Raw genomic sequence first — 25,980 nt, forward strand, 5'->3', positions numbered from 1 at the left:
ACGGTAGCGGGAGCGCCGAACGGTCTACAGCGACAGGTAGCGACCGAGCTCGAACGGGGTGACCCGGCTGCGGTACTCGTTCCATTCCGTCCACTTGTTGCGGAGGAAGTAGTCGAAGACGTGCTCGCCGAGCGCCTCGGCGACCAGCTCGGAGGACTCCATCGCCTTGAGCGCCTCGGCGAGGCTGCCGGGCAGCTCGGTGTAGCCCATCGTGCGACGCTCGGCCGAGGTGAGGGCCCAGACGTCGTCCTCGGCCTCGTCGGGGAGCTCGTACTTCTCGGCGATGCCCTTCAGACCGGCCGCGAGCAGCACCGCGAACGTCAGGTAGGGGTTGCAGGCCGAGTCGGGGCTGCGGACCTCGATGCGGCGCGACGACGCCTTGTTCGGCGTGTACAGCGGGAGCCGGATGAGTGCCGAGCGGTTGGCGCCACCCCACGTCGCCGCGGTCGGGGCCTCGCCGCCGTGGATGAGGCGCTTGTAGCTGTTCACCCACTGGTTGGTGACGGCGCTGATCTCGGGTGCGTGCGTGAGGATGCCGGCGATGAACTGCTTGCCGGTGTCCGACAGCTGCATCGGGTCGTCGGGGTTGTGGAAGGCGTTGGTGTCGCCCTCGAACAGGCTCATGTGGGTGTGCATCGCCGAGCCGGCGTGGTCGGAGAGCGGCTTGGGCATGAACGTGGCCCAGACACCCTCACCGATCGCGACCTCCTTGACGATGTAGCGGAAGGTCATGACGTTGTCGGCCATCGACAGCGCGTCGGCGTAGCGCAGGTCGATCTCCTGCTGACCCGGAGCGCCCTCGTGATGCGAGAACTCGACCGAGATGCCCATCGACTCCAGCGCGTCGATGGCGTGCCGACGGAAGTTGGGGGCGCTGCCGTGGACCACCTGGTCGAAGTAGCCGCCACCGTCCGCCGGGGTGGGCGGGGTGCCGTCGGTCGGCGCGTCCTTCATGAGGAAGAACTCGATCTCGGGATGCACGTAGCAGGTGAACCCCTGGTCGGCGGCCTTGTTCAGCTGGCGGCGCAGGACATGGCGGGAGTCCGCCCACGACGGGGTGCCGTCCGGCATGGCGATGTCACAGAACATGCGGGCCGAGTGGTGCTTGCCCTGGCTGGTCGTCCACGGCAGGACCTGGAAGGTCGACGGGTCCGGCTTGGCGATGGTGTCGGCCTCGGAGACGCGCGAGAAGCCCTCGATCGACGAGCCGTCGAAGCCGATCCCCTCGGCGAATGCACCCTCGAGTTCGGCCGGTGCGATCGCCACGGACTTGAGGTATCCGAGCACGTCGGTGAACCAGAGCCGGACGAAGCGGATGTCACGTTCCTCCAGCGTGCGGAGGACGAACTCCTTTTGGCGATCCATAGCCTCAGAGGCTAGGAGCGCGCTGTTAAATCCGTGTTACGACGCCACGCCGATATCGAATCCGTTGTTGTGAGGCCCAAAGAACTGCACCCACGCCGCCACCGCGTCCGCGTTTCGCCCGCGCGATTCGCCGGGCGAATCCGACCTCGGGTGGCGAACCCGCCACATCGCGGGCGAGGAGATCAGGCGGTCAGCAGGTCAGTCCCTCGGCGGGCGGGGTGAGGTCGACGAGGTAGCGGGTGAGGGGGCCGTCGAGGCAGTCGTCGCCCTCGAACGAGGCGGTGTGCTGCGTTCCGCGGAACGTCACGAGCCGGGCGTTCAGCTGCTTCGCGAGCGAGACGCCGGCCGCATACGGGGTGGCCGGGTCGTCGGTGGTCGACACGACGACGGTGGTCGCCAGACCCGGCGCGCTGATCCGGTGCGGCTGCGAGGTCGGCGGCACCGGCCAGAACGCGCACTCGTCGGCGGCGCCGCGACCCGATCCGCGCCCGTCGTCACGGAAGGGGGCCGTGCGACGCAACTCGGTGTCGAGGCGGTCGATGGTGGCGCGGTCGGTGATGGCCGGCCCGTCGACGCAGCGGATCGCGGTGAACGCGTCGGCGGTGGTGTCGTACTTCCCCGAGCGGTCGCGGCCCTCGTACAGGTCGGCCAGCCGCAGCATCGTGTCCCCGCGACCGTCGGTGAGCTCCGCGAGCGCGTCGCGCAGGTACTTCCACAGGGACGGTGTGTACAACGCCTGACCCGTCGCCGTGATCGCGTCCCCATAGGTCAGTCCGCGCGGGTCCCGGGTGCTCGCCGGGCGTCCGATGAGCGAGCGCACCAGCGTCACGTAACGCTCGGTCGCGCGGGCAGGATCGCTGCCCAGAGCGCACCCCCGCCTCGTCACGCAGTCGGCGGCGAAGCCGTCGAAGGCGCTCTGGAACCCGGTGTTCTGGGCGACGATGTCGTCGACCGGGTTCGTCGACGGGTCGACGGCGCCGTCGTTGACCATGGCCCGTACCCGCGTCGGGTACCGCTCGGCGTATCGCGCACCGATCAGCGTGCCGTAGGAGTACCCGAGGTAGTTGATCTGCTGCTGGCCGAGTGCGCCGCGCAGGACGTCGATGTCGTCGATGACGTCGCTGGTGCCCAGGTGGGCGAGGAACTCCCGGCCGAGCGCGGACAGGCACTCCTGCCCGACGGCGGCGTTGCGCTGTTCGGTCGCCGTGATGCCCGCCGGCGACGTGTCCACCCAGTCCCGGGCCCGCACCGCGTCACGCTGCGCGTCAGTGCGGCATCGCACCGCGGGGGTCGAGCGGCCGACACCCCGCGGGTCGAACCCGATGATGTCGAGGGAGTCCCCCACCGGGATCCGCGCGAACTGCGCGGCGGTTCCGGCCATGTAGTCGACACCGGAGACACCGGGCCCGCCCGGGTTGGTGATCAGCACCCCGGTCGACTCCTTCGCCGCCCGCAGCCGGAAGACGGCCAACGAGGCGGTGGCGCCGTCGGGGCGGTCGTAGTCGACGGGCACGGTGAGCCGCCCGCAGTCGCTGCGATCGGGTGGGTAGTCGCCGTCGGGTGCCATGTCGGCGCACGTCCCCCACGCGATGCGCTGCGTGTAGTAGCGGGCCAACGGGCCCGATGCCGGAGACGGTCGGGTCGCACTCACGGTCGACGACGCCGACGAACCGACCGCCTCGGGGCCCAGCCGCGCGACCCGGGAACCACCGCACGCCGCGAGCAGACCGACACCCAGGACGACCACGACGGCGAGGACGAGCGGGACGCGGACACGCGAGCGGGACGTCACCCCGCCATCGTGACATGCGTCCGAGACAGTCCCTTCCTGCGCGACCCCGGACCGTGTGAGCTAGTCCACAACCCGCAGCTCTAGGGGTGCGATCGGCGCGGTGCCACACTGGTCGGGTCAGCTTCCACCCGGGTACTCGCGATGCGAGACCCGAGGCACGAAAGGGACGACGATGTCCGACAGCTCCGACGCACCCGTGTACGGCTCCACCTCCACCGACTCCCCGCGGCGCCGCGCCACCCGCATCCACCACCTGGCACAGATGAAGGCCGACGGCGACCGCTGGTCGATGCTCACCGCCTACGACTACTCCAGCGCCCGCATCTTCGACGAGGCCGGCATCCCGGTGCTGCTCGTCGGCGATTCCGCCGCAAACGTGGTCTACGGCTACGACACCACTGTCCCGGTCACCACCGACGAGATGATCCCGCTGGTCCGCGGCGTCGTCCGCGGTGCGCCCCACGCGCTGGTCGTCGCCGACCTCACCTTCGGCAGCTATGAAGGTGGCCCGGCCATGGCGCTCGCGTCGGCCACCCGCTTCATGAAGGAGGCCGGAGCGCACGCGGTGAAGCTCGAGGGCGGCGAGCGTGTGGCCGACCAGATCGCCACGCTCACCGCTGCCGGGATCCCCGTGATGGCCCACATCGGCTTCACCCCGCAGAGCGTCAACGGCCTCGGTGGTTTCCGCGTGCAGGGTCGTGGGGACGGCGCCGAGCAGCTCGTCGCCGATGCGATCGCCGTCGCCGAGGCGGGCGCGTTCGCGGTCGTGATGGAGATGGTCCCGGCCGACCTCGCCGGTCAGATCACCCGCAAGCTGACGATCCCCACCGTGGGCATCGGCGCCGGCAACGAGACCGACGCGCAGGTGCTCGTGTGGCAGGACATGGCCGGCATGACCCACGGCAAGACCGCGAAATTCGTCAAGCGGTTCGGTGACGTGGGCGGCGAATTGCGCCGCGCCGCCGAGCAGTACGCCGACGAGGTCCGTCGCGGCACCTTCCCGGGACCCGAGCACAGCTACTGACCCGCCCGCCGCCCGCGGGCGTTCTGTCGGGATCGGGGCGGCGCACTTGGCATGATGGACCCATGCGTGAGCTGTATCCCCCGATCGAGCCGTACTCCACCGAGATGCTCGACGTCGGTGAGGGACAACGGATCCACGTCGAGTGCAGCGGTTCTCCCGACGGGAAGCCCGTCGTGTTCGTGCACGGTGGTCCCGGTGGGGGCACGTCACCGGAGCAGCGTCGGTTCTTCGACCCCGCGGCCTACCGGATCGTGCTGTTCGACCAGCGCGGGTGCGGGCGGTCGACGCCGCACATCGCCGATGGTGCCGACCTGTCGGTGAACACCACCGATCGGCTCGTCGCGGACATGGAGCGCATCCGCACCCACCTCGGGATCGACCGGTGGCAGGTGTTCGGTGGATCGTGGGGGTCGACGCTGGGCCTGACGTACGCGCAGACGCACCCCGAGCGGGTGACGGAACTGGTGCTGCGCGGCATCTTCCTGCTGCGGCGCGGCGAGATCGACTGGTACTACAACGGCGGCGCCGCACACCTGTACCCCGACCTGTGGGAGCACTATCTCGCGCCCGTCCCGGAGGCCGAGCGCGACGGTGATCTCGTCGCCGCCTACGCGCGACTTCTCGCCTCCGACGACCGGTCGACGGCCGAGGCCGCCGCGACAGCGTGGACGAACTGGGAGCAGTCCACCAGCCACCTGCTCCCCCGTCCCGACGACGGCGAGGTGGACGTCCGCTTCGACCTCGCGTTCGCCCGGATCGAGAACCACTACTTCACCCACGGCGGTTTCCTCGACGACGGCCAACTGCTGCGCGACATCGACCGCATCGCGCACATCCCGGGGGTGATCGTCCAGGGTCGCTACGACGTCGTCTGCCCCGTCCGCAGCGCGTGGGATCTGCACCGCGCGTGGCCGTCGGCCGCGCTGCACATCGTCGACGACGCGGGGCACTCCTCGTTCGAGAAGGGCATCGTGCACCACCTCGTCGAGGCCACCGACGGCTTCCGCGACACCGACACCCGGGAAGGGGTCACGGCGTGAGCGCCACGGAGCACCTGGAGATCGAGCTCAAGTTCGACGTCGACCCCGGGCGGGCAGTCCCCGACCTCACCCGGTTGCCGGGTGTGGAGAGCGTGACGGGTCCGATCGAGGAGAACCTCGACGCCGTCTACTACGACACCGAGAACCTCGACCTCACCGACAATCGGATCACGTTGCGCCGCCGGGAAGGTGGCCACGACGAGGGGTGGCACCTCAAGCGTCCCGGTGACGCCGGTGGACGTCGCGAGCTGCATGTCCCGCTGGGTCCGCCCGCCGAGGGCTCCGACCACGACACGACGGTCCCGTCCGATCTCCTCGACCCTGTGCGGGTGCACGTGCGCGCACGTCGGCTCGAGCCCGTCGCGGCGATCGGCACCCGGCGGACGATCCACGAGGCCCGCGACGCCGACGACCGCGTGCTGGCGCTGCTCTGCGCCGACGTCGTCACCGCCCGGTCGTTGCTGCCCGGCGGGAGCTGCCGCACGTGGGCGGAGTGGGAGTTCGAGCTGGTCGACGGCGACAGCGACCTCCTCGCCGACGCCGAGGAGCTGCTTCGGGAAGCCGGTGCACGCACCGCGTCGGCGGCTTCGAAGCTGGCCCGGGCGATCGGTGCGACACCGGGTCACGCCGGCACGACGACGGTCTCGTCGTCGGCGACCGCGCTCGAACTCGTCGTCGCCGAACTCGCCCGTCACCGCGAGCAACTCGTCGCACACGACCCCCGGGTCCGCGCCGACGAGGAGGACGCCGTGCACCAGATGCGCGTCGCCACTCGTCGTCTGCGCAGCGTCCTGCGGGCGTTCCGCGGCGTCGTCGCCGGGCCGAAGGTCGACCGACTGGACGCCGAACTGAGAGAGCTCGCCGCGATCCTCGGTGTCGTCCGCGACGCGGAGGTGACCGCGGACCGCTACCGCGACCTCCTCGTCGACGAGGACGCGTCGGACGCCGTCCACGACAGGCTCGTCGGTGAGCAGATGCGGCGACGGGCACGCGGTCAGCGTTCGGCGGTCGCCGCGTTGAACAGCGCGCGCTACCTCTCGCTTCTCGACCAACTCGACGACCTCCTGGCCCGACCACCCGCCGGTGCGGACGCCGAGATCGGCGCGAAAAAGGCGCTGCGCGACGCGGTGCGGGACAGCGCGAAGAAGGTCCGCAAGGCACAGGCGAAGGCTGACCGGATGGAGACCGACTCCCCCGAGTGGGTCGAGCAGATGCACACCGTCCGCAAACGGGCGAAGCGGTTGCGGTACGTCGCCGAGTCGGGTGTCACGCTCGGCACGAAGAAGTACGCGTCGACCGCCTCGGCGGCGAAGAAGATCCAGTCGGCCCTCGGCGACTCCAACGACGCCAACCTCAGCCGGGAGCTGATCGCCGAGGTGGCACGCGCCGTCGCCGACCCCGCCGACGCGTTCGTGCTCGGTCGCATCGACGCGCGGGAGCAGGCCGCCCACGACGAGGCGCTGCGTCAGTACGCGCGTCACGCCGACGACCTGTAGGGCGAACGAGCCGGCCTGTAAGCCGGATCCTGTCCCGACCGCATGCGGTCGGTGGTGATCATCCATCTGGACACACCGTCACCGGGTGCCTCGAGCGGTCCACCCGCAGGCTCGGGCGAGCAGCCCTCGTGCACCTGCGCAGCCGCACCTGTGAGGGTGCGACCTTCGACCTTGCTCCGGGCGGGGTTTACCGAGCCGCCGTGGTCACCCACGGCGCTGGTGCGCTCTTACCGCACCGTTTCACCGTCACCGACCCTCACGGGTCGGCGGTCTGTTCTCTGTGGCACTGTCCCGCGGGTCGCCCCGGGTTGCTGTTGGCAACCGCCCTGCTCTGTGGAGTCCGGACTTTCCTCGACACCGGGCGCCGCCGCAACACAGCGCCTGTCCCCGGTGCCGCGATCACCCGGCCGACTCGTTCGCCCCGTCATCGTAGACATGTGCCGCGTGGCACCCACTACCCTTGCCCGGTGGCCGAGTACGTCGCCCTCCTGCGCGGCATCAACGTGGGCGGGATCCGCATCCCGATGGCGGACCTGCGCGCCCTGGTGGCCGAACTCGGACATGGCGACGTATCCACCGTTCTGGCGAGCGGGAACGTTCGGTTCACCAGCGACTCCGACGACATCGCCGCACTCCGGACCGATCTCGAGGCGGCCCTCGCCGACCGCTTCGGATACGACGCCTTCGCCTTCGTGCACCGACGCGATCATGTCGCCGCCGTGACCGGGGCCTACCCCTTCGACGAGCAGGACGGTGTCCACGCGTACGTCGTCTTCGTCGCCGACGAGACCGTCCTCGAGCAGCTGCTCGGCGTCGACGTCGACGAGGTCGAGTCGGTCGAGCGCGGCGACGGCGTCGTCTACTGGTCCGTGCCGCAGAAGCAGACGCTCACGAGCGCGTTCGGCAAAGAACTCGGCAAGGCGAAGTACAAGGCGACGACCACCAATCGGAATCTGCGCACACTGCGCAAGATCCTGGGCTGAGGCACCGGGAGCGACGGGGATGGTCGAGGCGGGCGCGGTTGCGCTCATGGTGCTGGCGCTCGCGTTCGCCGTCTGGCGGCCGCGGGGCCTGCCCGAGGCGACGGTCGCGGTCCCGGCCGCCGCGATCGCCATCGCGGTCGGCGCGGTGACCCTGAGCGAGGCGTTCGACGAGATCCGCACACTGGCCACGACGGTCGCGACCCTGGCCGCTCTGTTGGCGCTCTCGCATGCCTGCGAGGTGCTCGGGGTGTTCGGCTGGGTGTCCCGGCAGATCGGGCGCGCCGGCGCGGGCAACGGCCGGCGGCTGTTCGCGCTCGGATTCGTCGGTGCCGCCGTCACGACCGCGGCACTGAACCTCGACGCGACAGTCGTCCTGCTGACGCCCGTGCTCATCGCGGTCACGCGCGGACTCGGTGTCCGACCGCGGCCGCTCTCGGTGGCGACGATCAGCCTCGCCAACGCGGCGTCGTCGCTGATGCCGGTCTCGAATCTCACCAATCTGCTGGCGTTCTCGGCCACCGGTCTCGGCTTCGGGCGGTTCACCGTCCTGATGGCACTGCCCTGGCTCGCGACACTCGTCGTCCAGTACGCGGTGCACCGCTGGTGGTTCCGCCACGAGATCGCCGACGTCCCCGACAGTGCGCCCCAGGACCCGGGGCCGGCCCCGATCGCCGCGCTCGTCGTCCTCGCAGCGACCCTCGTCGGCTTCGTCCTGTCGTCGCAGGTCGGTGTGGAGCCGGTCTGGTTCGCGACCGCCGGCGCGGTCGTCCTCACCGTGATCGCCGTGGTGCGCAGGGCATCCGGACCTGTCGACGTCGTGCGCGCGATCAACCCGCTGTTCCTGCTGTTCGTGTTCGCACTGGGTGTCCTGGTGGCAGCGATCGCCGACGGCTCGATCGGCCGCTGGCTCGCCGGGATCGTGCCGCACGGCACCGGCCTGCTCGCCCTGCTGGGTGTCGCGGCGATCGGCGCCGTGGTCGCCAACATCATCAACAACATCCCCGCGACGCTGCTGCTGCTCGCCGCGATGTCGGGCGCCCCGACCGTCGCGCTGCTGGCGATGCTCCTCGGGGTCAACATCGGGTCGAATTTCACCTACGTCGGCTCGCTGGCGAACCTGCTGTGGCGGCGCATCGTCAGCCGCGACGGCGTAGCGGTCTCAGCGGGCGGGTTCTCCGCGCTCGGTCTCGTGGCCGGTGCGCCCTCGATCGTCGCCGCTGTCGCCGCACTGTGGTCGGTGAGCTGACCGATCGGTCGCGGGTCAGAACGACCGGTTCTGCCGGGATCGCGACGCGAAATCGAGTCCGCCGCCCCCCGACAGCACGATGAATGCGATTGCCCCACAGCCGACCACGAACAGAGTGACCATCGGTCGCCTCCCCTTCCCCGACGACGTGATCTCGGCCGGGTCGCCACATCCGTCGTCCACGACAACGGTATGCGCCCGACGAGCCGATCCGCCCTCCTCGAGGATGCGACTCTGCGTACGTCGGCGGGTCACGAGTGGCTCTCATCACCAGGAGCCTGCGATCCGACAGCGATCACCGATGCGCCGGCCAGGAGGACCTCTCACGCCGGACGCAAACCTCAGGAGCGCGGTCGACCACCGACCACCGCGCTGAGTCGACCGACGGATTCGACCGCCACAGCAGCGTCGGCCCCGTCGAACACCGCGGCGTGGATGCCCCGCATCGCGCCGGTGATGATCTCCGCCGAGGCGCGGACGTCGACGCCGTCCTCGATCTGACCGCCCTCGATCCCCTCCGCGATCAGAGCGGCCACCGCATCGACGAAAGCCGCGTGCCAGTTCTCTGCCGGCCCGTCGCCACGAGGGACACCGACGTCTCGGAACAGCACGTGCGCCGCAGGTGTCTCGTAGATGCTCCGGGCTGCGATGGTCAGGAACACACCGAGCTGTTCGAGCGGGGTCGCAGGCCACGCGACGTCGTTCGCGGCGGCACCGATGGCGTCGATGAGTCGGGTGGCCGCGTCGTCGACCGCCGCCTGGAACAACTCCGCCTTGCCGGAGAACGTGTGGAAAGCGGTGCGCTGCGCGACATCGGCGCGCGCGGCTACCGCCTCGACCGTGATCGACGCATAGGTGTTGTCGCGCAACATGTCCTGCGCCGCGCCGATCAACCGTTCGCGAGTGGACCCACCGGGGTCATGACGCGACTCCTTGGCCCAGCGATACAGCGTCGCGCTGTGGACACCCAGTTCCGTTGCGACCGCGTCACAGTCCTCCTTCCCGCCGAAGGCACGCAGAACCGCCGAGTGCCGTTGGGCGGCGGTGAACCGCGACTGTCGAGCCACGACGACAACGTACGAGACCGGCAGCACCGACGCCACTTGAATACGCGAACACTTGCATATCGAATGCTAGTTTTGCATTATGGGTCCTCAGCCCCACACAACGCCGAATCCGGAGGAACTCATGGCCTTCACGCCGTCGCGCTCGCTCATCACCGGCGCCAGCGCCGGGATCGGTACGGCACTCGCGCGTCGCCTAGCCGAACGCGGCTCCGACCTCGTGCTGGTCGCCCGGCGGGAAGATCGATTGCGCGCGTTGGCGTCCGAACTCGAATCCCGGTATGGGATCACGTGTGACGTCGTCGCCCTGGACCTCTCCGGCGATCGCCCGGGCGCGGCGTTGCGGGCGCGAGTCGCGGGCGACGTCGACCTGGTGGTCAACAACGCCGGGGTCGCCACCCAGGGGTTGTTCATCGACGCCGACACCGCCGATCTCGACCGCGTCATCGCTGTCGACATCGCCGCACTGGTCGACGTGTGTCATGCATTCCTGCCCGGAATGGCAGCACGCCGTTCCGGCACCATCCTCAACGTGTCGAGCACCACGGCGTTTCAGCCCGTGCCGACCCTGGCGGTGTACGCGGCGGCGAAATCGTTCGTCCTCAGCTTCACCCAGGCCCTGTGGTGTGAGGCCCGCGAGCACGGTGTCCGGGTGATGGCGCTGGCACCCGGACCGACCGAGACCGAGTTCTTCGACGTGATCGGCGAGAACGCCGCCGTCGTCGGGTCGATGCAGACCGCCGATCAGGTGGCGCGCACGGCACTGTCGGCGCTCGACCGGCGATTCCCTCCGCTGTATGTCGTCTCCGGGCGACGCAACACCCTGGCCGCCGTCGGCGCCCGTGTCGCACCCAAGCGGGTGCTCCTCCCGGCCCTCGCGCGATCGATGCGCCAGTTCACCTGACTCGCAGCCGTTTCCCCACCCCCGAGACACCCACCAAGGAGAAGTCCCATGTCCACAGTTCTCGTCACCAGTGCCGCCGGCGGCGTCGGCCGCCCCCTCGTCCGCGGACTGAGCGCCCGGGGCGCGACCGTCCGCGCACTCGTCAAGAACGACGCCCAGGCGTCGCTCGCGCGGCGTGACGGGGCGACCGAGATCCGCGTGGGCGACATGCGCGACGCCGCCACCCTCGACGAGGCCATCCGCGGCGCGGACGGGATGTATCACGCGGCGCCGACGCAGATCATCGACGAGGGCCCGATCGCCGAGCACATCGTCGAGCTCGGCACGCGACACGGACTGTCCCACCTCGTCTTCCACTCGGTCATCCACCCGGAGATCACCGAACTGCCGCACCACACGCAGAAGGAGTCCGTCGAGAGACTGCTGGCCACACAGTCCATCCCCACGACGATCCTGCGGCCCTCGCACTACATGCAGAACTACCTCGATTTCTGGGAGTTCATCCGGGGCGGGCTGATGCCCTATCCGGTGTCGACGACCAGCCCGATGGGCGTGGTCGACGTCGAGGACGTCGCCGAGGCCGCCGCGGTCGTGCTGGCCGCGCCCGACGAGCACATCGGGAAGACCTACGACCTGTCGACCGAGACGATCACCCGCGATGCGATGGCGAGCTGCTTCGCCGACGCGCTCGGCCATCCTGTGACCGCTGTTCGCCTGCCCCCGACCGCTGTCGTCAACCAGGCCGGCGCCGCCGCTGCCGTCCTGAGCGGGGTTGCCCGCGCGATCCCCACTCTGTCGCCGCGGCGCGCGATCCACCTGCTGAACGGGATGAAGGACGCCCCGAACGCCCGCGGGATCCGGTCCTGGTCGTCGGAAGCCCGCGACAACTACGTGCAGATGATGACCTACTACGACACCCATGGCCTGCCCGTCGGCGACCTGACACACCTCCCGGCACTGCTCGATCGCGCGCCCACCGGCTTTCGCGAGTTCGCGCGCCGCGAGGTCGACCGGCGCGTGCACGACACCCGTCGCTGACATCCATGGCGTCTCGTCGCCTCCACTACTGAATCTGTGTCCAATACTGCTACCCTCACGGTGGCCCACCAGACAGCCTCTGACGGCGGGGAGCCACGGCGCGGGTCAGAGGGTGATCACACACCCGGAGGAGCAGCCGATGTCGTTCGCCCTGGAGTCCGCCCGCAGGCGCACCCATTGGATGGCCACGCATGGGCTCGTGCGTGCCGCCGCGCCGCTCGGTGCGCGCCTGGGAGATCTCCAGGCCCGTCTGATCAGCGACCCGCAGGTCCGCGTCGACCCCGGTCCCGTTCACCGCGAGATCCGGTCACGGGGTCCGATCGCACGCGGCAGGCTGGCGGATGTCACGGTCGACCACGCGGTGGTGCGAGATGTGTTGCGGTCCGATGACTTCCGCACCGCCGGCTCGGGTCCGCAAGGCCCGAAGATCATCGCCGCGATCGAACAGCGCACTCGCACGGACGGATTGCACCCCCTTCGCCCGCCCTCCCTGTTGGCCACGGAGCCCCCGTCGCACACCACCTATCGCAGGCTGGTGTCGTCGGTGTTCACCGCGCGCGCGGTCGCGTCGATGCGCGACAACGTCGAGCTGACGGCCACCCGCCTTCTCGACGAACTCGACGGCGAGACAGGCACGGTGGACATCATCGATCGGTACTGCGCTCGACTCCCCGTTGCGGTCATCGGTGACATCCTCGGCGTACCCGAGGACGAACGCGACCGCGTTCTCGAGTTCGGCGAGCTCGCGGCCCCCAGTCTGGATCTCGGCCTGTCGTGGTCGGAGAGCTGCCGAGTCGACGACGGGCTGTCCCGATTCATCGAATGGCTCCACGGGCACCTCGCCAGGCTGCGGGAGAACCCTGGCGACGACCTCATGAGCCAGCTGATCGCCGCACGTGACGACGGAGTGGCCCTGACGGAGCAGGAACTGCTCGCGACGGCGGGCCTCGTGCTCGCCGCAGGATTCGAGACCACGGTGAACATCCTCGGCAGTGGCATCGACCTGTTGACCACACACCGGGACCAGCTCGAGGTCCTCACCGCGAGTCCGGATCTCTGGGCCAACGCCGCCGACGAGATGCTCCGCCTGCGATCACCGGTCCAGATGACCGCCCGTGCGACCGTGCGCCCGACCGAGGTCGGGGGGACCACGCTGCCCGCTGACCGGCTCATCCTGCTGGTACTGGCCGGCGCGAATCGCGATCCCGCCGTGTTCGACGACCCCGACCGCTTCGACGTGACCCGCGAGAACGCGAACAAGCACCACTCGTTCTCCGGTGGTCGCCACTTCTGTCTCGGGGCAGCACTGGCGCGCGCCGAGACCGAGGTCGGCCTACAGACCCTCTTCGAGCGATTTCCGGACCTCGTCCGCGCCGGGCAACCGGTTCGCCGCAACACCCGTGTGCTGCACGGGTACTCGTCCTACCCGGTGCGTCTGCACGGGTGAACCGGCAAGGCTCTGTTGACTGAGAGTCAACGAATGCTTAGGGTGGTGGCGCAACCGGGAGCGGCCACGCCGCTCCGACAGCGTCGTCGATCAGTGAGGTCCGTGTGCGAACCGCAGTTGTCACCGGCGCATCGTCCGGGATCGGCAGGGCGACAGCCGAAGCGCTGATCGCCGCCCACTTCCGGGTCATCGGGACGAGCCGCGACAGCCGGTCAGTCGTGGATCCCGTTCCCGGAGTGCACTATCGCGACCTCGATCTCGCGTCACCCGAGTCGATCCGAGTGTTCGCGCACGGGTTGTCCGACACCGAGGTCGACGTCCTGGTGAACAACGCCGGCGAGAGCCAGTGCGGGCCGTTGGAGGAGCTCCCGGCCGAGGCACTCGAGCGGCTCTTCCGGTTGAACGTGCTGGGACACATCGAGTTGACCCAGCTGATCCTCCCGGCGATGCGCGCACGCAGGCAGGGGCGGGTCGTGTTCGTCGGCTCGATGCTCGCCAGCTTCCCACTGGCCTTCCGGTCGTCCTATGTGGCGAGCAAGGCAGCGCTGAAGGGATTCGCGACGGCCGCACGGCTCGAACTGGCGCCGTTCGGCGTCCACCTCACCACCGTCGAACCCGGATCGATCGACACGGGCCTGTCCGATCGCCGGACGAAGTACATCGCGGACGACTCGCCCTATCGGAAGGCGTTCACGACCACCGTCGCCGCCCTCGACGAGAAGGAGTCACAGGGGATCTCGGCTGATCGTGTCGCACAGACGATCCTGCGCGCCGCGACCGCCCGGCGACCGGAGCCCCTCTACGCGATCGGCAGCCGAGCGCCCATGGTCTTCGCCGCGCGCCGCCTGCTCCCCCGCCGGGTGATCGAGTCGGTCATGGCCCGCTCCTACGGCCTGAGCTGAGCGCGGGGACAGCGGCTGACCATGGACGACGCGGCGCGAAAGGTGCTCGACGCGACGATCGCGATCGGTCGGCTCTACCACCGGATCAGCGCCGAGCAGCGGGCGCCGATGCCCGACGGCCCCGTGCTGTTCGTCGCCAACCACGGCTTCGGTGGCGTGTTCGATCTCAACGTGCTCGCGTTCGCGTCGGCTCATGACCAGTTGGGCGACACCCGCGACGTCGCCGTCCTCACCCATCAGATCGCGTGGACGCTGGGCCTCGGGTCGATCCTGGAGAGGTTCGGCTCCGTCCCGGCCGATCACGGGTCCGGACTGCGCGCCCTGCGGTCGGGCAAGCATGCGCTCGTGTTCCCCGGCGGCGACATCGACGGGTTCAAGTCGTGGACCGACAGGAACAAGGTCCTCTTCGTCGGACGAACCGGATTCGCCCGGCTCGCGATGGACGCCGACGTACCGATCGTCCCGGTGGTGACCGCCGGCGCGGGCGAATCCCTCGTCGTGCTGGGCGCGGGACGAAGGCTCGCCCGCCTCGCTCGACTCGACCGTCTCCTGCGCGTGAAGACCGTCGCCCTCACGGTGTCGCTGCCCTGGGGCGTCAACGCCGGACTGGTGGGACTGCTGCCCTACCTGCCGCTCCCGACGAAGCTGACGACGACCATCCTCCCGCCGATGCGGCCCGAACCCGGCGAGTCGGTCGCCGACTACGCGAACCGTGTCCACTCCGCGATGGCGGTGGAACTCAAGGCCCTCACGGCGGAACGACTGCCGGTGATCGGATGACTCGCCAGGATGGACTCGGCGGACGCGATGTGTGGGACGGGTATGGCGGCACCCTCCCCGGGGCCGTGTCCACGGACGACTGGGCATCATCGGTACGCACCGTGTCGACGCGGACCGCTCGGGTGAGCTGTGTCGACGTGGCCCACGGGGACGGCCCGACGATCGTTCTGCTGCACGGCATCTCGGCGAGCTGGAAATGGTTCGCCCACCTGTTCCCAGCCCTGTCGCAGCGATATCGGATCCTGGCGGTGGACCTCCCTGGCTTCGGTGGGTCGCCGTTCTCGCGGCACCACCTCACCTTCGACGGGCTCGCCGACTCGGTCGTCGATGTGTGCGATGCGCTCGACGTCGACGCGCCGGTCGTCCTCGGCCACTCGATGGGCTCGTTGGTGGCCACGCGTGTGGCGGTGAGACATCCGGATCGCCTGGCAAGCCTGATCATCACCGGCGGGCCGATCCTCTCCCTGGTGCACCTCGTCCGACGGCCGGTCGAGACGTTCCGGCGCAGCCCGAGGGCGGTGTCGACGCTGGTGGCCGAGTCGGCGGTGGTGGGTCTGCCGCTCCCGCAGTCCGTCGCATCCGTCATCGCCGGGTCGGCGCGCCTGCGCCGAGCCGCGCTGGGCGCTTTCGTGGCCCGGCCTGACCTGCTCGACCCCGCGGTCGTCCGCGCCACCATGCAGGATCTGGGTGCGCCCGCGACATTCCCGGTTCTCGCCTCGACGGTGACGGGTGATCCCGGGCGCGACCTGGAGCACGTGCGATGCCCGACCCTGATCCTGCGTGGAGCGCAGGATGCCCTGTCCCCTCCGGATGACGTCGCCCTGTTCCTGTCGCGGGTCCCCTCCGCCGACGAGGTCCGGCTCGACAACACCGGTCACTGGCCGCACATCGAACGTCCACGACGGTTCGTCGACGAAGTACACCGTTTCGCGTCACCCGGTGACGCCCCACTCACCCTCTGACGTGGTGACCCGTCCCGGACGGTCGCGGCGATAGGATCGCACCCGACAAGTCATCAGTGAGGAGCGCGCCGTGCCCGACCCCGCCTCGCGGAAACCCACGAAGCGGGCAGCGCAGGCGGCGGAGACCAAGGCGCGCCTCATCGACGTCGCCATCGAGGTGTTCTCGGACACCGACTACGACCAGGTCGCGGTGGCAGACATAGCGGCCCGCGCGAAAGTCGCACACGGCCTTCTCTTCCACTACTTCGGCAACAAGCGCGGCATCTACCTCGCCGCGGTCCGAGCCACCGCCGAACAGCTCAACGCCGCGTTCACCTTCGAGCCAGGGGCGACCCCGCGCGAGATGATCCACGGTGCACTCGAACAACACCTCGCCTATCTGCACGAACACCGCGGCCTCGCACTGCGACTCGTGCTCGGTGGCCGCGGGGTGGATTCCGAGGCATGGGAGATCTACGAGGCGGGCCGATGGCATGCCCTCGAGGCGTTCGCAGGGCTCCTCGGGCTGGAGACCACCAACCAGGCACTGCGCGTCGTGGGTCGTGCGGCCGTCAGTGCGATCGACGAGGCCGTGGTGCAGTGGCTCGACGACACCGACGTGATCGACGCGCAACGGCTCGTGGCGTGGATGGAGGCCCTGATCGTCGCGTGCCTGGGCACCGCGCCGGTCCTCGACGAGACGTTCGACCTCGACCGTGCGATCCGCGCGCTCGACGGTTGAGTCGAAACACCCTCGTCTGACACGGATCTCGGTGTCGGGAGTGGAGCAGCACGAGAACGCCGACTGCCCACCGCGCACCCATCGCACCGACGCCTCGTCGAGCACCGCCCGGTGGATACACAGCTCTTCGGGGCCGGAGGTCGACCGCGATTCGTTGACTTCAAGTCAACTGCTTTGTAACGTCGCCACCGACAGCCGATCGAGGAGGGCGCATGGCGATCCGGGTCATCCGGTACACCGACGACGGGGCGACGCACTGGGGGGTCGTCGACGGCCAGGACGTCACCGCGTTGTCCGACGACTATCCGACGACCGGAGCGCTGCTCGAGAGCGGGCGAGCCGACATCGACGATGCACGCCGCCGGGCTCCGAGCCACACCCTGGCCGATGTCGACGTGCAGTCACCGATCACCGTTCCCTGTCGAGTGCTGTGTCAGGGCGCGAACTATCGACAGCACGCCATCGAGTCCGGAATGGACCCCGACAACCGCGCCTTCAACCTGTTCTTCGACAAGACCGACGCGTCGGTCACGGGTCCGTACGACCCCGTCGAGCGTCCCCGGCACGTGCGCCTGCTCGACCACGAGATCGAACTCGCGCTGGTCATCGGCGCGACTGTCGACGGGCCGGTGACCATCACCGACGCCGACCTGCCGCGGTATGTCGCGGCGGTGACCATCGGCAACGACCTGTCCGCGCGCGATGTGCAGTTGCCCCAGGGCCAGTACCTGAAAGGCAAGAGCTATCGCGGTTTCTGCCCACTGGGACCCGAGCTCGTCCTGTTGGAGCCGGCCGACTACCCGCTGCTGGACAACCTCGATCTCGAGCTGCGTGTCAACGGCGAGCTGCGACAGACCGACAACACCTCGAACGTCGTCTACCGACCCGCCGAGTCGTTGACCGAACTGAGCACGTTCTCCAACCTGTCACCCGGGGACGTCGTCCTCACGGGGACACCCCATGGCACCGCCGCCACAGCGCCCCCGGCCATCGTGCGCCGCCTCGCCGCCGCCCTCCTCCCCGAGCACGTCATGTGGAAGGCGTTCATCCGCCGGAACGAGTCCGGACCGTTCCTCCGGCCCGGTGACACCGTGACCGCGTCCATCCGCACACCCGATGGAGCACTCGACCTGGGCACCCAGAGGACACCCATCGTCGCCGCGACCACACCGGAAGGCGTTCTCGCATGACCACACCGGGCCCGAGCACCATCGCACTGGCGCCCGAGATCCTCGCGCACTACGTCATCAAGACCCCGCGCGCGGCCGAGATGATCGATTGGTACGGAGAAGTGCTCGGCGCACGCGTCGTCCACGAGGACTCGCAGATCGCCTTCCTGACCTGGGACGAGGAGAGTCACCGGCTCGCACTGGTGAAGATCCCCGGGCTCGTCGGGCGGCTCTTCCCGCTCGCGCGCTTCCGTCGCAAGGTGATGGGCGTCGACCACCTCGCGTTCACCTACAGCTCCCTGGAGCGGCTGCTGCTCAACCATGAGCGTCTGACCGCGCTCGGCATCGACCCGGTGTGGTCGATCAACCACGGCCCCACCACATCGCTGTACTACGAGGATCCCGACGGCACGCGTCTGGAGTTCCAGGTCGAGAACTTCGACACCCCGGAGGAGACCGCCGCGTTCTTCGACAGCGACGAGTTCGCCGAGAACCCGATCGGTGTGACGATCGACCCGACCTATCTCCTCGAACGCTTGCGCGCGGGCGATCCGCCGCACGCACTCACCGGCCGCTACGCCGGGGTCCGGCCCGGCACTCGTCCGCGTGTCAACAAGCGCGCCATCACCTTCCGTACGCTGTGATGATCACGCCACCGCACACCCCGGTGGTGATCTGCGGGGCGGGTGCTGCGGGGTCGACCCTGGCCCTCCTGCTCGCATCCCGCGGGATCCCGTCGACCGTGCTGGATCGGCGTCGTGACCCGCTGGGACATCCTGCAGCGCACGTGATCAACGCACGGTCGCTGGAGATCTGGCGTGAGATCGACCCCGATCTCGCCGCGCACGTTGCCGCGCTGTCCCCACCGATCTCCGAGATCAACCTCATCCGGTGGTGTTCGACGATCGGCGCGACCCCGCTCGGCGAGATCGACCTGTTGTCCGAACCCGAGCAGCTCGAGAGGGTGCGCTCGCACAGCGACTACCTCATCTCCCACGTCGGCCAACACCTGCTGATGCCGCTGCTGTGGCGACACCTCGACGACGAGCCGCTGGTCTCGTTCCACCGCGACGTCGCCGTCACCGATCTGGTCACCGACCGGTCGGGTATGACCGTCCGCACCGGATCAGGCTCGGGCACAGCACCGTTCGTCGTCGCGGCCGACGGGGCGAACAGCGTCGTCCGGGACCTGCTCGGCATCACCATGCAGGGACCGGTGCTGGCACGGATGGCGAGTGCGTTCTTCCGCTCCCCCGACCTGCATCCCCACGAACGCCCGCTGTTGACGTGGATCTATCAACCCGACTTCGCCGGCGTCCTGATCGCCCACGCCGACGACCACTACATCCTCATGGGCACGTACGTGCACCCGGGCCAACCGATCGCGTCCGACCCCGAGCGGTACTGGCGCGACGCACTGCCTCGGGTCCTGGGCGCCGACAAGACCTACGACATCAGGTCGACCGGCACGTGGACGATGACGTCACAGACAGCGTCCGCCTTCCGCAGCGGACCGGTACTGCTCGTCGGCGACGCCGCTCACCGCTTCCCACACACCGGGGGGTACGGACTCAACAGCGGCGTGCAGGACGCACACAACCTGGCCTGGAAGCTCGACGCGGTGCTGAACCACCGCGCCGACGACGCACTGCTCGACACCTACGAGATCGAACGTCGGCCGGTGGTGGAACTCTTCGCCGACCACAGCGTGCGCAACCACTTCAACCTCGACGCCGTCACCAAGCACTTCGGGGCGACCAACCGGGCACTGCAGACCGTCACGTCCCTGATGGGACGCGCTCCGCTGACCTGGGTTCCCGACGCTCTCGCGGCGCGGGCGTCAGACCACCTGATCCGTGCCGGCCTGGCCCGCACGGCCATCCTGGGCCGCGACTCCGCTCGCGCCCGACGCGTGCGCGACCGTGCCGCCCTCGCCATCCCCGACCAGGCGCCCCACTTCGTCTCCACCGGACTGGAGTTCGGCTACCGCTACTCCGGGCCGCTGATCGCCGACGACGGCACGCCGCCGGGATCGACGGACCCGGAGGAGGTGATCGAGTACCTCCCGTCCGTCGTCGCCGGAGGGCGGCTGCCGCACGTCCCCGTCGACGTCGGCGACGACCGCCGGTCGATCCTCGAACTGGTCGACCGATCACCGGTCGTGCTGACCGTCGTGACCTCCGATCCCGCTGCCTGGCAGGACCGGCTCGAGGCCGATCTGATCAGTCCACTCGAGGCCACGACGGTGGACATCGGAGCGGTGTGCGTGGCGCCCGAGTCGGCCGCCGAGCTGTACCGCCTGACCCGCGGCGGCGCCGTGGTCGTCCGCTGCGACGGGCACATCGTGTGGCACGACGACCGCCCCGCCGATCAGTCCGCCGACGCCCTGCACGCATTCCTCGCGCAGGGGTGGGCGCAGCTCGTCCCCGCCCGCGCCTCGACCGCAGACGCCCGCACCTCCAGGAGCACCGAGTGAGCATCGACGTACCCGAGATCACCCCGGCCTCACCGGAGACCCGGACGCTCGACGCGATCGCCCGACGTGTCCTGTGGACCTCGACCGCGATCATCCACCACGCCAACCGGGTTCGCCCCAACCCGAGCGGGCTGAAGGTCGGTGGCCATCAGGCATCGAGTGCGTCGATGGTCCACATCATGACGTCGCTGTGGTTCGGTCAGCTGCGTGCCGGTGACCGGGTCTCGGTGAAACCTCATGCCTCACCGGTCCTGCACGCCATCAACCACCTCCTCGGGGAACTCGACGAGCGATGGCTCACGACGCTGCGGGAATACGGTGGACTGCAGTCGTATCCGAGCAGGTCGAAGGATCCCGACCCCGTCGACTACTCCACCGGATCGGTGGGCATCGGTGCGACCGCTCCGATCTGGGGGGCGATCGCGCGCCGCTACGTCGACACGACCTTCGGCAGCACGGGCACGGGTCGGCAGTACTCGCTTGTCGGCGACGCCGAACTCGACGAGGGCGCGATCTGGGAGGCCGTGCTCGATCCCAGCGTCGCCGACCTCGGGGAGATCGTCTGGATCGTCGATCTGAACCGCCAGTCACTCGACCGGGTGGTCCCGAACATCGCCGCCCGCCGGCTGGAGCAGATGTTCACCGCCGCGGGGTGGCAGGTCATCACCGTCTCCTTCGGGCACATCCTGGAGAGCCTGTTCGCCCGTGCCGGAGGGGACGCATTGCGCCGTCGCATCGTCGAGATGCCCAACCCCGAATACCAACGACTTCTGCGATGCTCGGCCGACGAGGTCCGCACCCGGCTGCCCGGCGCCGGCCCCGACGCCGAGGCCATCACCGGCGTCATCGGCGATCTCGACGACGCGACCCTGCTCGCCGCCGTGGCGAACCTCGGCGGGCACGACATCGACGCGCTGCAGGCCGCGTACGCGCAGATCGACGACACGCGGCCCACGGTCGTCATCGCCTACACCGTGAAGGGGTTCGGCCTGCCCATCCAGGGCCACCCGCAGAACCACTCGTCGCTGCTCACCGTCGAGCAGTTCGCCGCCCTCGCCGACACACTCGGCGAGGACGCCGAGAACCCCTGGCGACGGTTCCCATCGGAGTCATCAGAAGGACGACTGTGCGATCAGGTCTCGGCTCGGCTTCACCGCGACCCGGTTCCCGCGCTGCCCCGACTGTCGGTGCCCCGCGACGTCGACCGCACACCCTCCGCGACGTCCACCACCCAGGCCGCGCTCGGCCGGGTCCTGCTCGACCTCTCCCGTGAGGCACCCGAGATCGCCGACCGAGTGGTCACTGTCAGCCCTGACGTCAGCTCGACGACGAACCTGGCCGGATGGCTGAACAAGGTCGGCGTCTGGTCGCCGGCCGAACGGCACAACTGGTTCGCCGACGACGCCGAGACGATCATGCACTGGCGCGAACGACCCACCGGCCAGCACATGGAACTCGGCATCGCCGAGACGAACCTCGTCGGCCTGCTCGGCGAACTCGGCGCCACGTGGAGCCGGTGGGGACAACCGCTGCTGCCGATCGGCGTCCTCTACGACCCCTTCGTCGAACGTGCACTCGAACCGTGGTCGTTCGGCATCTACGCCGGCGGCCAGTCCATCCTCGTGGGCACCCCGTCGGGCGTCAGCCTCGCCTCCGAAGGCGGTGCGCACCAATCGATCACGACACCCTCGGTCGGTCTGGAACAGCCCGGATGTGTCACCTACGAGCCCGCGTTCGCGATCGAGGTGCAGTGGATCCTGCTCGACTGCCTGGCTCACCTCGGGCGACCCGACGGGCGCTCCGCCTACCTGCGTCTGTCCACGCGACCCGTCGAGCAGGGTCTCGCCGACGTCCCCGCCGACCCTGCGGCGAGGGAACGCCGACGACGACAGGTCGTCGCCGGCGCGTACCGACTCCGCACCGCGGAGACACCGGCCGCGACCATCGTCACGATGGGCGCGATGGCGACCGAGGCGATTCGGGCCGCGGAACGCCTGCGGGACATGGACATCGACGCCGACGTCGTCTGCGTCACCAGCCCGGGACTGCTCTTCCACGCCACGCAGGCCCGCGCCGGTCGACAGGACGCGCCGAGCTGGATCCTCGACAGCGTGTTCCCGTCCGACCGCGCAGCCCCGATGGTGACAGTCCTGGACGGGCACCCCCACACGCTGGCGTTCCTCGCGACGATCAACGCGGTTCCGTCACGCGCCCTGGGCGTCACGTCGTTCGGTCAGGCCGGATCGCTCGAAGACACCTACCGACACCACGAGATCGACGCCGACAGCATCGTCCGCGCGACGCTGGACGTCCTCGCCTGACCGACCGCGGCGGTCGGTGGGCGGGCCGACTTCCACGGCCGCCGAGTGTGCCGAAACTCGTCGCCGAGTGTGCGACGATCCGTCGTCGTCTCGCGACGATCGATCAGCACACTCGGCTCGACCTTCGTCACACTCGGCATCTACGACAGGTGATTCGTGTCGTTGACGAGGCGAACCGACGAGCCGCCGTCGGCGTAGAACTCGGCCATCGACAGGGACGCCAGGTCGAGGTGGAGCTTGAAGAGGATCGACGGCCCGACGTCGAGGGCGTGGCGCAGAACGGTTTTGATCGGCGTCACGTGGCTGACCACCACGACGTTGCCGGGACCGTACTCCGACACCACCTGGTCGGTGGCGGCGCGGACGCGCTCGGTGACCGCGTCGAAACTCTCACCACCGGGGGGCGCGACCGACGTGTCGGACATCCAGGCGCGGTGCAGTTCCGGATACCGTTGTGAGGCCTCGGAAAACGTCAGGCCCTCCCACTCGCCGAAGTCGGTCTCGGTGAAGCCCTCCACCTCGTGCACCGGCAGTCCGACGCGTCGGGCGATGGCACCGGCGGTTGCGCGGGCCCGCGACAGCGGACTCGACACGATTGCTGCGATGCCACCCCTCGAGGCGATGCGGTGCGCGACTCGATCGGCCTGCTGTACGCCGAGCGCGGTGAGTTCCGGGTTGCCACGCCCGCTGTAGCGGCGATCCACCGACAGTGCGGTCTGGCCGTGGCGCACCAGCAGCAGGCGGGTCGGTTTACCCATCGCGCCGGTCCACCCGGGCCCGGTCTCGTCCTTCTTCGACAACGCAGGGGCAGAAGGCGCTGTGTCGGAAGGTGCTGTGTCAAAAGGCTTCTCGGCCGGGGGCGCGGCCTCAGGGGTGGTGGCGACCTGACCCTCGGCCTGTGCGTCCATCGCCTCGTTGGCGAGGCGGTCGGCGTGGGAGTTCTGCTTGCGTGGGATCCAGGCGAAGTCGACGCGGGAGAATCCGGCGACGAGATCCCTGGCCTGCTGGGCGAGCGGGATCATGTCCGGGTGCTTGACCTTCCACCGTCCCGACATCTGCTCGACGACGAGTTTGGAGTCCATCCGGACGGACACCTCGTCGGCACCCAGTTCCCGCGCGGCCTTCAGTCCCGCTATGAGGCCGCGGTATTCGGCGACGTTGTTGGTCGCGCGGCCGATGTACTCCTTGCGCTCGGCGAGCACCGCGTCGTGGTCTGCGTCGAACACGACAGAGCCGTACCCGGCGACACCGGGATTGCCGCGCGATCCCCCGTCGGCCTCGACGATGACCAGCACGCTCAGACCCCGGACTCGTGGGTCCGGACGATCACCGCGCCGCACTCCTCACACCGCAGGACCTCATCGGGGTCGGCCTTGCCATAGCGGGCGAGGGTGCCGCGGTCGATCTCCATCCGGCATGCGCCGCACCGCGCCTGGCGGAGCAGGCCTGCACCGACACGGCCACGGGCGACCTGCTGGTCGTAGACGGCCAGCAGGGCCGGATCGACGCGGCCGCGGATCTCGTCGCGGTGCCGCGCGGCCGACGTCGCCTGCACGTCGATGTCCCCGACGGCTCCGTCGGCCTTCTCCGTCGCCTGCGCGAGCTGCTCCTCGGTGTGGCTCACCAGCGCACCGCAGCGCAGCTCCTCGGCGGCGGTCGCCTCCTGCTGCTCCATGACCTCGAGCAGTTCCTCCTCGAGGAGACCCCGTCGGCGGGCAAGGCCGCGCAACTCGTGGTCGATCTCGACGAGCCCCTTGCCGACGAGGGTGCCGCCGTCGCGCAGGGCGGTGTCCTTCTGCTCGCGGGTGGTGAGCACCGCGATCTCGTTCTCCAGCCGGCGTACCTCGCGCTCCTGGTCCTCGGCCGCGATCTGCGCGGCGACCGCGGCGTCGCGGTGGTGACGCAGCGCCTCGGTGAGTTCGTCGACCGCGGCGACCTCCGGCGCGTGCGAGCGGCGGTGGGCGGCGCGTGCCACCTCGGCGTCGGCGTCGGCCAACTCCAGGAGCAGGCGCTGGGCGGCGGGATCAGCCCTCATCGACGGCAGTGGTCCTCTCGGTGTTCGGCGTCACGGCAGACTCGCGACCCTACTCGCCGGAGCCGCGGTCACCGGCGGCGTGGACGGTGAACGGGTCGGTCGGGGTGTCGAAGACATCGACGACGAGCGCGGGGTCCCACGTCGACACGATGCCGGCCACCTGCGCGCACCAAGGGAACTCGGTGGCCCAGTGGCCCGCGTCGACGAGGGCGGGTCCGCCGGTGCGCAGGTGCTCGTCGGCGGGGTGGTGACGCAGGTCGGCGGTGACGTAGACGTGCGCGCCGGCGGCGGTCGCGGCGTCGAGCAACGAGTCGCCCGCCCCGCCGCAGACGGCGACGGTGGTGACCTCGGCATCAGGATCGCCGGCGACGCGGAGACCCCACGGGGCGAGGCGCAACGCGGAGGCGACGTGCTCGGCGAAGCCGGACAGCGTCATGGGGTCGGCCAGTCGACCCACCCGGCCCAGGCCGCGGTCCTCGTCGAGCGAGGCCTGCGCGAGCACGTCGAACGCGGGTTCCTCGTAGGGGTGCGCCTCGCGCACCGCCGTGAGGACGGCGCTGCGGCGACTGCGGGGGGCGACCATCTCGAGACGGTCCTCGGTGACCGACTCGATCTCGCCGAGCGTCCCGATGTGCGGCGTCGCGCCGTCGCCGGGCAGGAACTGCCCGGTCCCGGTCACCTGCCAGCGGCACCGGCTGTAGTCGCCGATCGCGCCCGCCCCGGCGCGGAACATCGCGTCGGCGACGTCGTCGGTGTTCTCGACGGGGACGAACACCACCCACTTGTCGAGCGCGGGTGCGGTGGTCGGCTGCAGCGGGCGGGTGTCGAGCACACCGAGGGCGTCGGCCAGGGCGTCGGACACCCCGGGACGGGCGATGTCGGCGTTGGTGTGGGCGGTGACCAGCGCACATCCGGCCCGGACGAGTCGGTGCACGATCCGGCCCTTCGGCGTGTGCGCACCGACGGTGTCGACCCCGCGCAGCAGCAACGGGTGGTGCGCGACGATGAGCTCCACGCCGTGCGCGATGGCGTGGTCGACGACGGCGTCCGTCACGTCGATGCAGACGAGCACGGCGGTGACCGTGTCGAGGGGGTCACCGCACACCAGCCCGACGCTGTCCCAGCTCTCGGCGAGGTGTGGCGGGTAGTGCTCCTCGATCAGGTCGACGATGTCTGCGACCGCGGCCATGGGATCCGCCCTTCTGTGCTGTCGTC

At 69.7% G+C, this 25,980-nt stretch carries 22 protein-coding genes and 1 other RNA gene; 16 read left to right on the plus strand and 7 right to left on the minus strand.

Going from position 1 to position 25,980, the window contains the following annotated elements; all coding sequences use genetic code 11:
* Positions 1 to 24: 24 nt before the first annotated feature.
* Both glnA and Q1A98_RS20555 read right to left on the minus strand, forming a co-directional pair.
* Positions 25 to 1,365: a type I glutamate--ammonia ligase gene (glnA, locus tag Q1A98_RS20550; RefSeq protein ID WP_299576936.1), complete on the minus strand. Its 1,341-nt coding sequence runs from the start codon at positions 1,363 to 1,365 to the stop codon at positions 25 to 27.
* A gap of 190 nt (positions 1,366 to 1,555) precedes the next feature.
* The gene (locus Q1A98_RS20555) at positions 1,556 to 3,157 is read right to left on the minus strand and encodes an alpha/beta hydrolase (RefSeq protein WP_299576938.1); all 1,602 of its coding nucleotides are present in this window, start codon (positions 3,155 to 3,157) and stop codon (positions 1,556 to 1,558) included.
* A gap of 172 nt (positions 3,158 to 3,329) precedes the next feature.
* Between Q1A98_RS20555 and panB the strand changes: the two genes are divergently transcribed.
* The 3 genes from panB (at position 3,330) to Q1A98_RS20570 (ending at position 6,717) form a co-directional block, all read left to right on the plus strand.
* Positions 3,330 to 4,181 (plus strand): 3-methyl-2-oxobutanoate hydroxymethyltransferase, encoded by an 852-nt coding sequence (gene panB, locus Q1A98_RS20560; RefSeq protein ID WP_299576940.1) that lies wholly within the window; start codon positions 3,330 to 3,332, stop codon positions 4,179 to 4,181.
* Between the two features lie 62 nt (positions 4,182 to 4,243).
* Positions 4,244 to 5,221 (plus strand): prolyl aminopeptidase, encoded by a 978-nt coding sequence (gene pip, locus Q1A98_RS20565; RefSeq protein WP_299576942.1) that lies wholly within the window; start codon positions 4,244 to 4,246, stop codon positions 5,219 to 5,221.
* Positions 5,218 to 6,717: a CYTH and CHAD domain-containing protein gene (locus Q1A98_RS20570; protein WP_299576944.1), complete on the plus strand. Its 1,500-nt coding sequence runs from the start codon at positions 5,218 to 5,220 to the stop codon at positions 6,715 to 6,717. Before pip ends, Q1A98_RS20570 begins: the two co-directional genes overlap by 4 nt.
* 2 nt (positions 6,718 to 6,719) lie before the next feature.
* On the opposite strand, the gene rnpB is transcribed toward Q1A98_RS20570, so the two are convergent.
* An RNA gene (gene rnpB / locus Q1A98_RS20575) (RNase P RNA component class A) lies at positions 6,720 to 7,132 on the minus strand.
* Positions 7,133 to 7,184: 52 nt separating this feature from the next.
* Here rnpB and Q1A98_RS20580 point away from each other — a divergent pair.
* The gene (locus Q1A98_RS20580) at positions 7,185 to 7,700 is read left to right on the plus strand and encodes a DUF1697 domain-containing protein (protein ID WP_299576946.1); all 516 of its coding nucleotides are present in this window, start codon (positions 7,185 to 7,187) and stop codon (positions 7,698 to 7,700) included.
* Positions 7,701 to 7,719: 19 nt separating this feature from the next.
* On the plus strand, positions 7,720 to 8,946 hold the full coding sequence (locus tag Q1A98_RS20585; protein ID WP_299576948.1) for an SLC13 family permease: 1,227 nt from the start codon (positions 7,720 to 7,722) through the stop codon (positions 8,944 to 8,946).
* Between the two features lie 341 nt (positions 8,947 to 9,287).
* Here Q1A98_RS20585 and Q1A98_RS20590 read toward each other — a convergent pair whose 3' ends face one another.
* Entirely contained in the window at positions 9,288 to 10,013 is a 726-nt protein-coding gene (locus Q1A98_RS20590; RefSeq protein WP_299576950.1) for a TetR family transcriptional regulator, read from the minus strand.
* Between the two features lie 121 nt (positions 10,014 to 10,134).
* On the opposite strand from Q1A98_RS20590, the gene Q1A98_RS20595 reads away from it, so the two are divergent.
* The 11 genes from Q1A98_RS20595 (at position 10,135) to Q1A98_RS20645 (ending at position 22,730) form a co-directional block, all read left to right on the plus strand.
* Positions 10,135 to 10,914 (plus strand): SDR family oxidoreductase, encoded by a 780-nt coding sequence (locus Q1A98_RS20595; RefSeq protein WP_299576952.1) that lies wholly within the window; start codon positions 10,135 to 10,137, stop codon positions 10,912 to 10,914.
* A 48-nt stretch (positions 10,915 to 10,962) separates the two neighbouring features.
* Positions 10,963 to 11,952 carry an NmrA family NAD(P)-binding protein gene (locus Q1A98_RS20600; RefSeq protein WP_299576954.1) on the plus strand — a complete coding sequence of 330 codons (990 nt, stop codon included), beginning with the start codon at positions 10,963 to 10,965 and terminating at the stop codon, positions 11,950 to 11,952.
* Positions 11,953 to 12,091: 139 nt separating this feature from the next.
* Complete coding sequence (locus Q1A98_RS20605) at positions 12,092 to 13,399, plus strand: cytochrome P450 (protein WP_299576956.1); 1,308 nt, start codon at positions 12,092 to 12,094, stop codon at positions 13,397 to 13,399.
* A 104-nt stretch (positions 13,400 to 13,503) separates the two neighbouring features.
* Positions 13,504 to 14,301 (plus strand): SDR family oxidoreductase, encoded by a 798-nt coding sequence (locus Q1A98_RS20610; protein ID WP_299576958.1) that lies wholly within the window; start codon positions 13,504 to 13,506, stop codon positions 14,299 to 14,301.
* A 21-nt stretch (positions 14,302 to 14,322) separates the two neighbouring features.
* A complete protein-coding gene (locus Q1A98_RS20615; protein WP_299576960.1) occupies positions 14,323 to 15,081 on the plus strand; it encodes a 1-acyl-sn-glycerol-3-phosphate acyltransferase in 759 nt (252 codons plus the stop codon).
* 122 nt (positions 15,082 to 15,203) lie between these two features.
* Positions 15,204 to 16,043 (plus strand): alpha/beta hydrolase, encoded by an 840-nt coding sequence (locus Q1A98_RS20620; protein ID WP_299576962.1) that lies wholly within the window; start codon positions 15,204 to 15,206, stop codon positions 16,041 to 16,043.
* Positions 16,044 to 16,113: 70 nt separating this feature from the next.
* Positions 16,114 to 16,764, plus strand: coding sequence for a helix-turn-helix domain-containing protein (locus Q1A98_RS20625; protein ID WP_299576964.1), 651 nt, complete (start codon positions 16,114 to 16,116; stop codon positions 16,762 to 16,764).
* Positions 16,765 to 16,976: 212 nt separating this feature from the next.
* Positions 16,977 to 17,954, plus strand: coding sequence for a fumarylacetoacetate hydrolase family protein (locus Q1A98_RS20630; RefSeq protein ID WP_299576966.1), 978 nt, complete (start codon positions 16,977 to 16,979; stop codon positions 17,952 to 17,954).
* Positions 17,951 to 18,577: a VOC family protein gene (locus tag Q1A98_RS20635; protein ID WP_299576968.1), complete on the plus strand. Its 627-nt coding sequence runs from the start codon at positions 17,951 to 17,953 to the stop codon at positions 18,575 to 18,577. Before Q1A98_RS20630 ends, Q1A98_RS20635 begins: the two co-directional genes overlap by 4 nt.
* Entirely contained in the window at positions 18,577 to 20,409 is a 1,833-nt protein-coding gene (locus Q1A98_RS20640; RefSeq protein WP_299576970.1) for an FAD-dependent monooxygenase, read from the plus strand. Before Q1A98_RS20635 ends, Q1A98_RS20640 begins: the two co-directional genes overlap by 1 nt.
* Positions 20,410 to 20,411: 2 nt before the next feature.
* Positions 20,412 to 22,730 carry a pyruvate dehydrogenase gene (locus tag Q1A98_RS20645; RefSeq protein ID WP_299577065.1) on the plus strand — a complete coding sequence of 773 codons (2,319 nt, stop codon included), beginning with the start codon at positions 20,412 to 20,414 and terminating at the stop codon, positions 22,728 to 22,730.
* A gap of 140 nt (positions 22,731 to 22,870) precedes the next feature.
* Here the strand turns inward: Q1A98_RS20645 and Q1A98_RS20650 are convergent, their stop codons facing one another.
* From Q1A98_RS20650 to Q1A98_RS20660, 3 genes are read right to left on the minus strand one after another with little or no spacing between them, the layout of a single operon-like run.
* On the minus strand, positions 22,871 to 24,025 hold the full coding sequence (locus Q1A98_RS20650) for a bifunctional RNase H/acid phosphatase (protein WP_299576972.1): 1,155 nt from the start codon (positions 24,023 to 24,025) through the stop codon (positions 22,871 to 22,873).
* Between the two features lie 2 nt (positions 24,026 to 24,027).
* Positions 24,028 to 24,765, minus strand: a complete 738-nt coding sequence (locus Q1A98_RS20655) for a C4-type zinc ribbon domain-containing protein (protein ID WP_299576974.1) — start codon at positions 24,763 to 24,765, stop codon at positions 24,028 to 24,030.
* Positions 24,766 to 24,814: 49 nt separating this feature from the next.
* Positions 24,815 to 25,954: a Nif3-like dinuclear metal center hexameric protein gene (locus Q1A98_RS20660; RefSeq protein ID WP_299576976.1), complete on the minus strand. Its 1,140-nt coding sequence runs from the start codon at positions 25,952 to 25,954 to the stop codon at positions 24,815 to 24,817.
* Positions 25,955 to 25,980 lie beyond the last annotated feature (26 nt).

Origin of the sequence: uncultured Williamsia sp. (assembly GCF_947494875.1) — a bacterium.
GTDB lineage: Bacteria > Actinomycetota > Actinomycetes > Mycobacteriales > Mycobacteriaceae > Williamsia_A.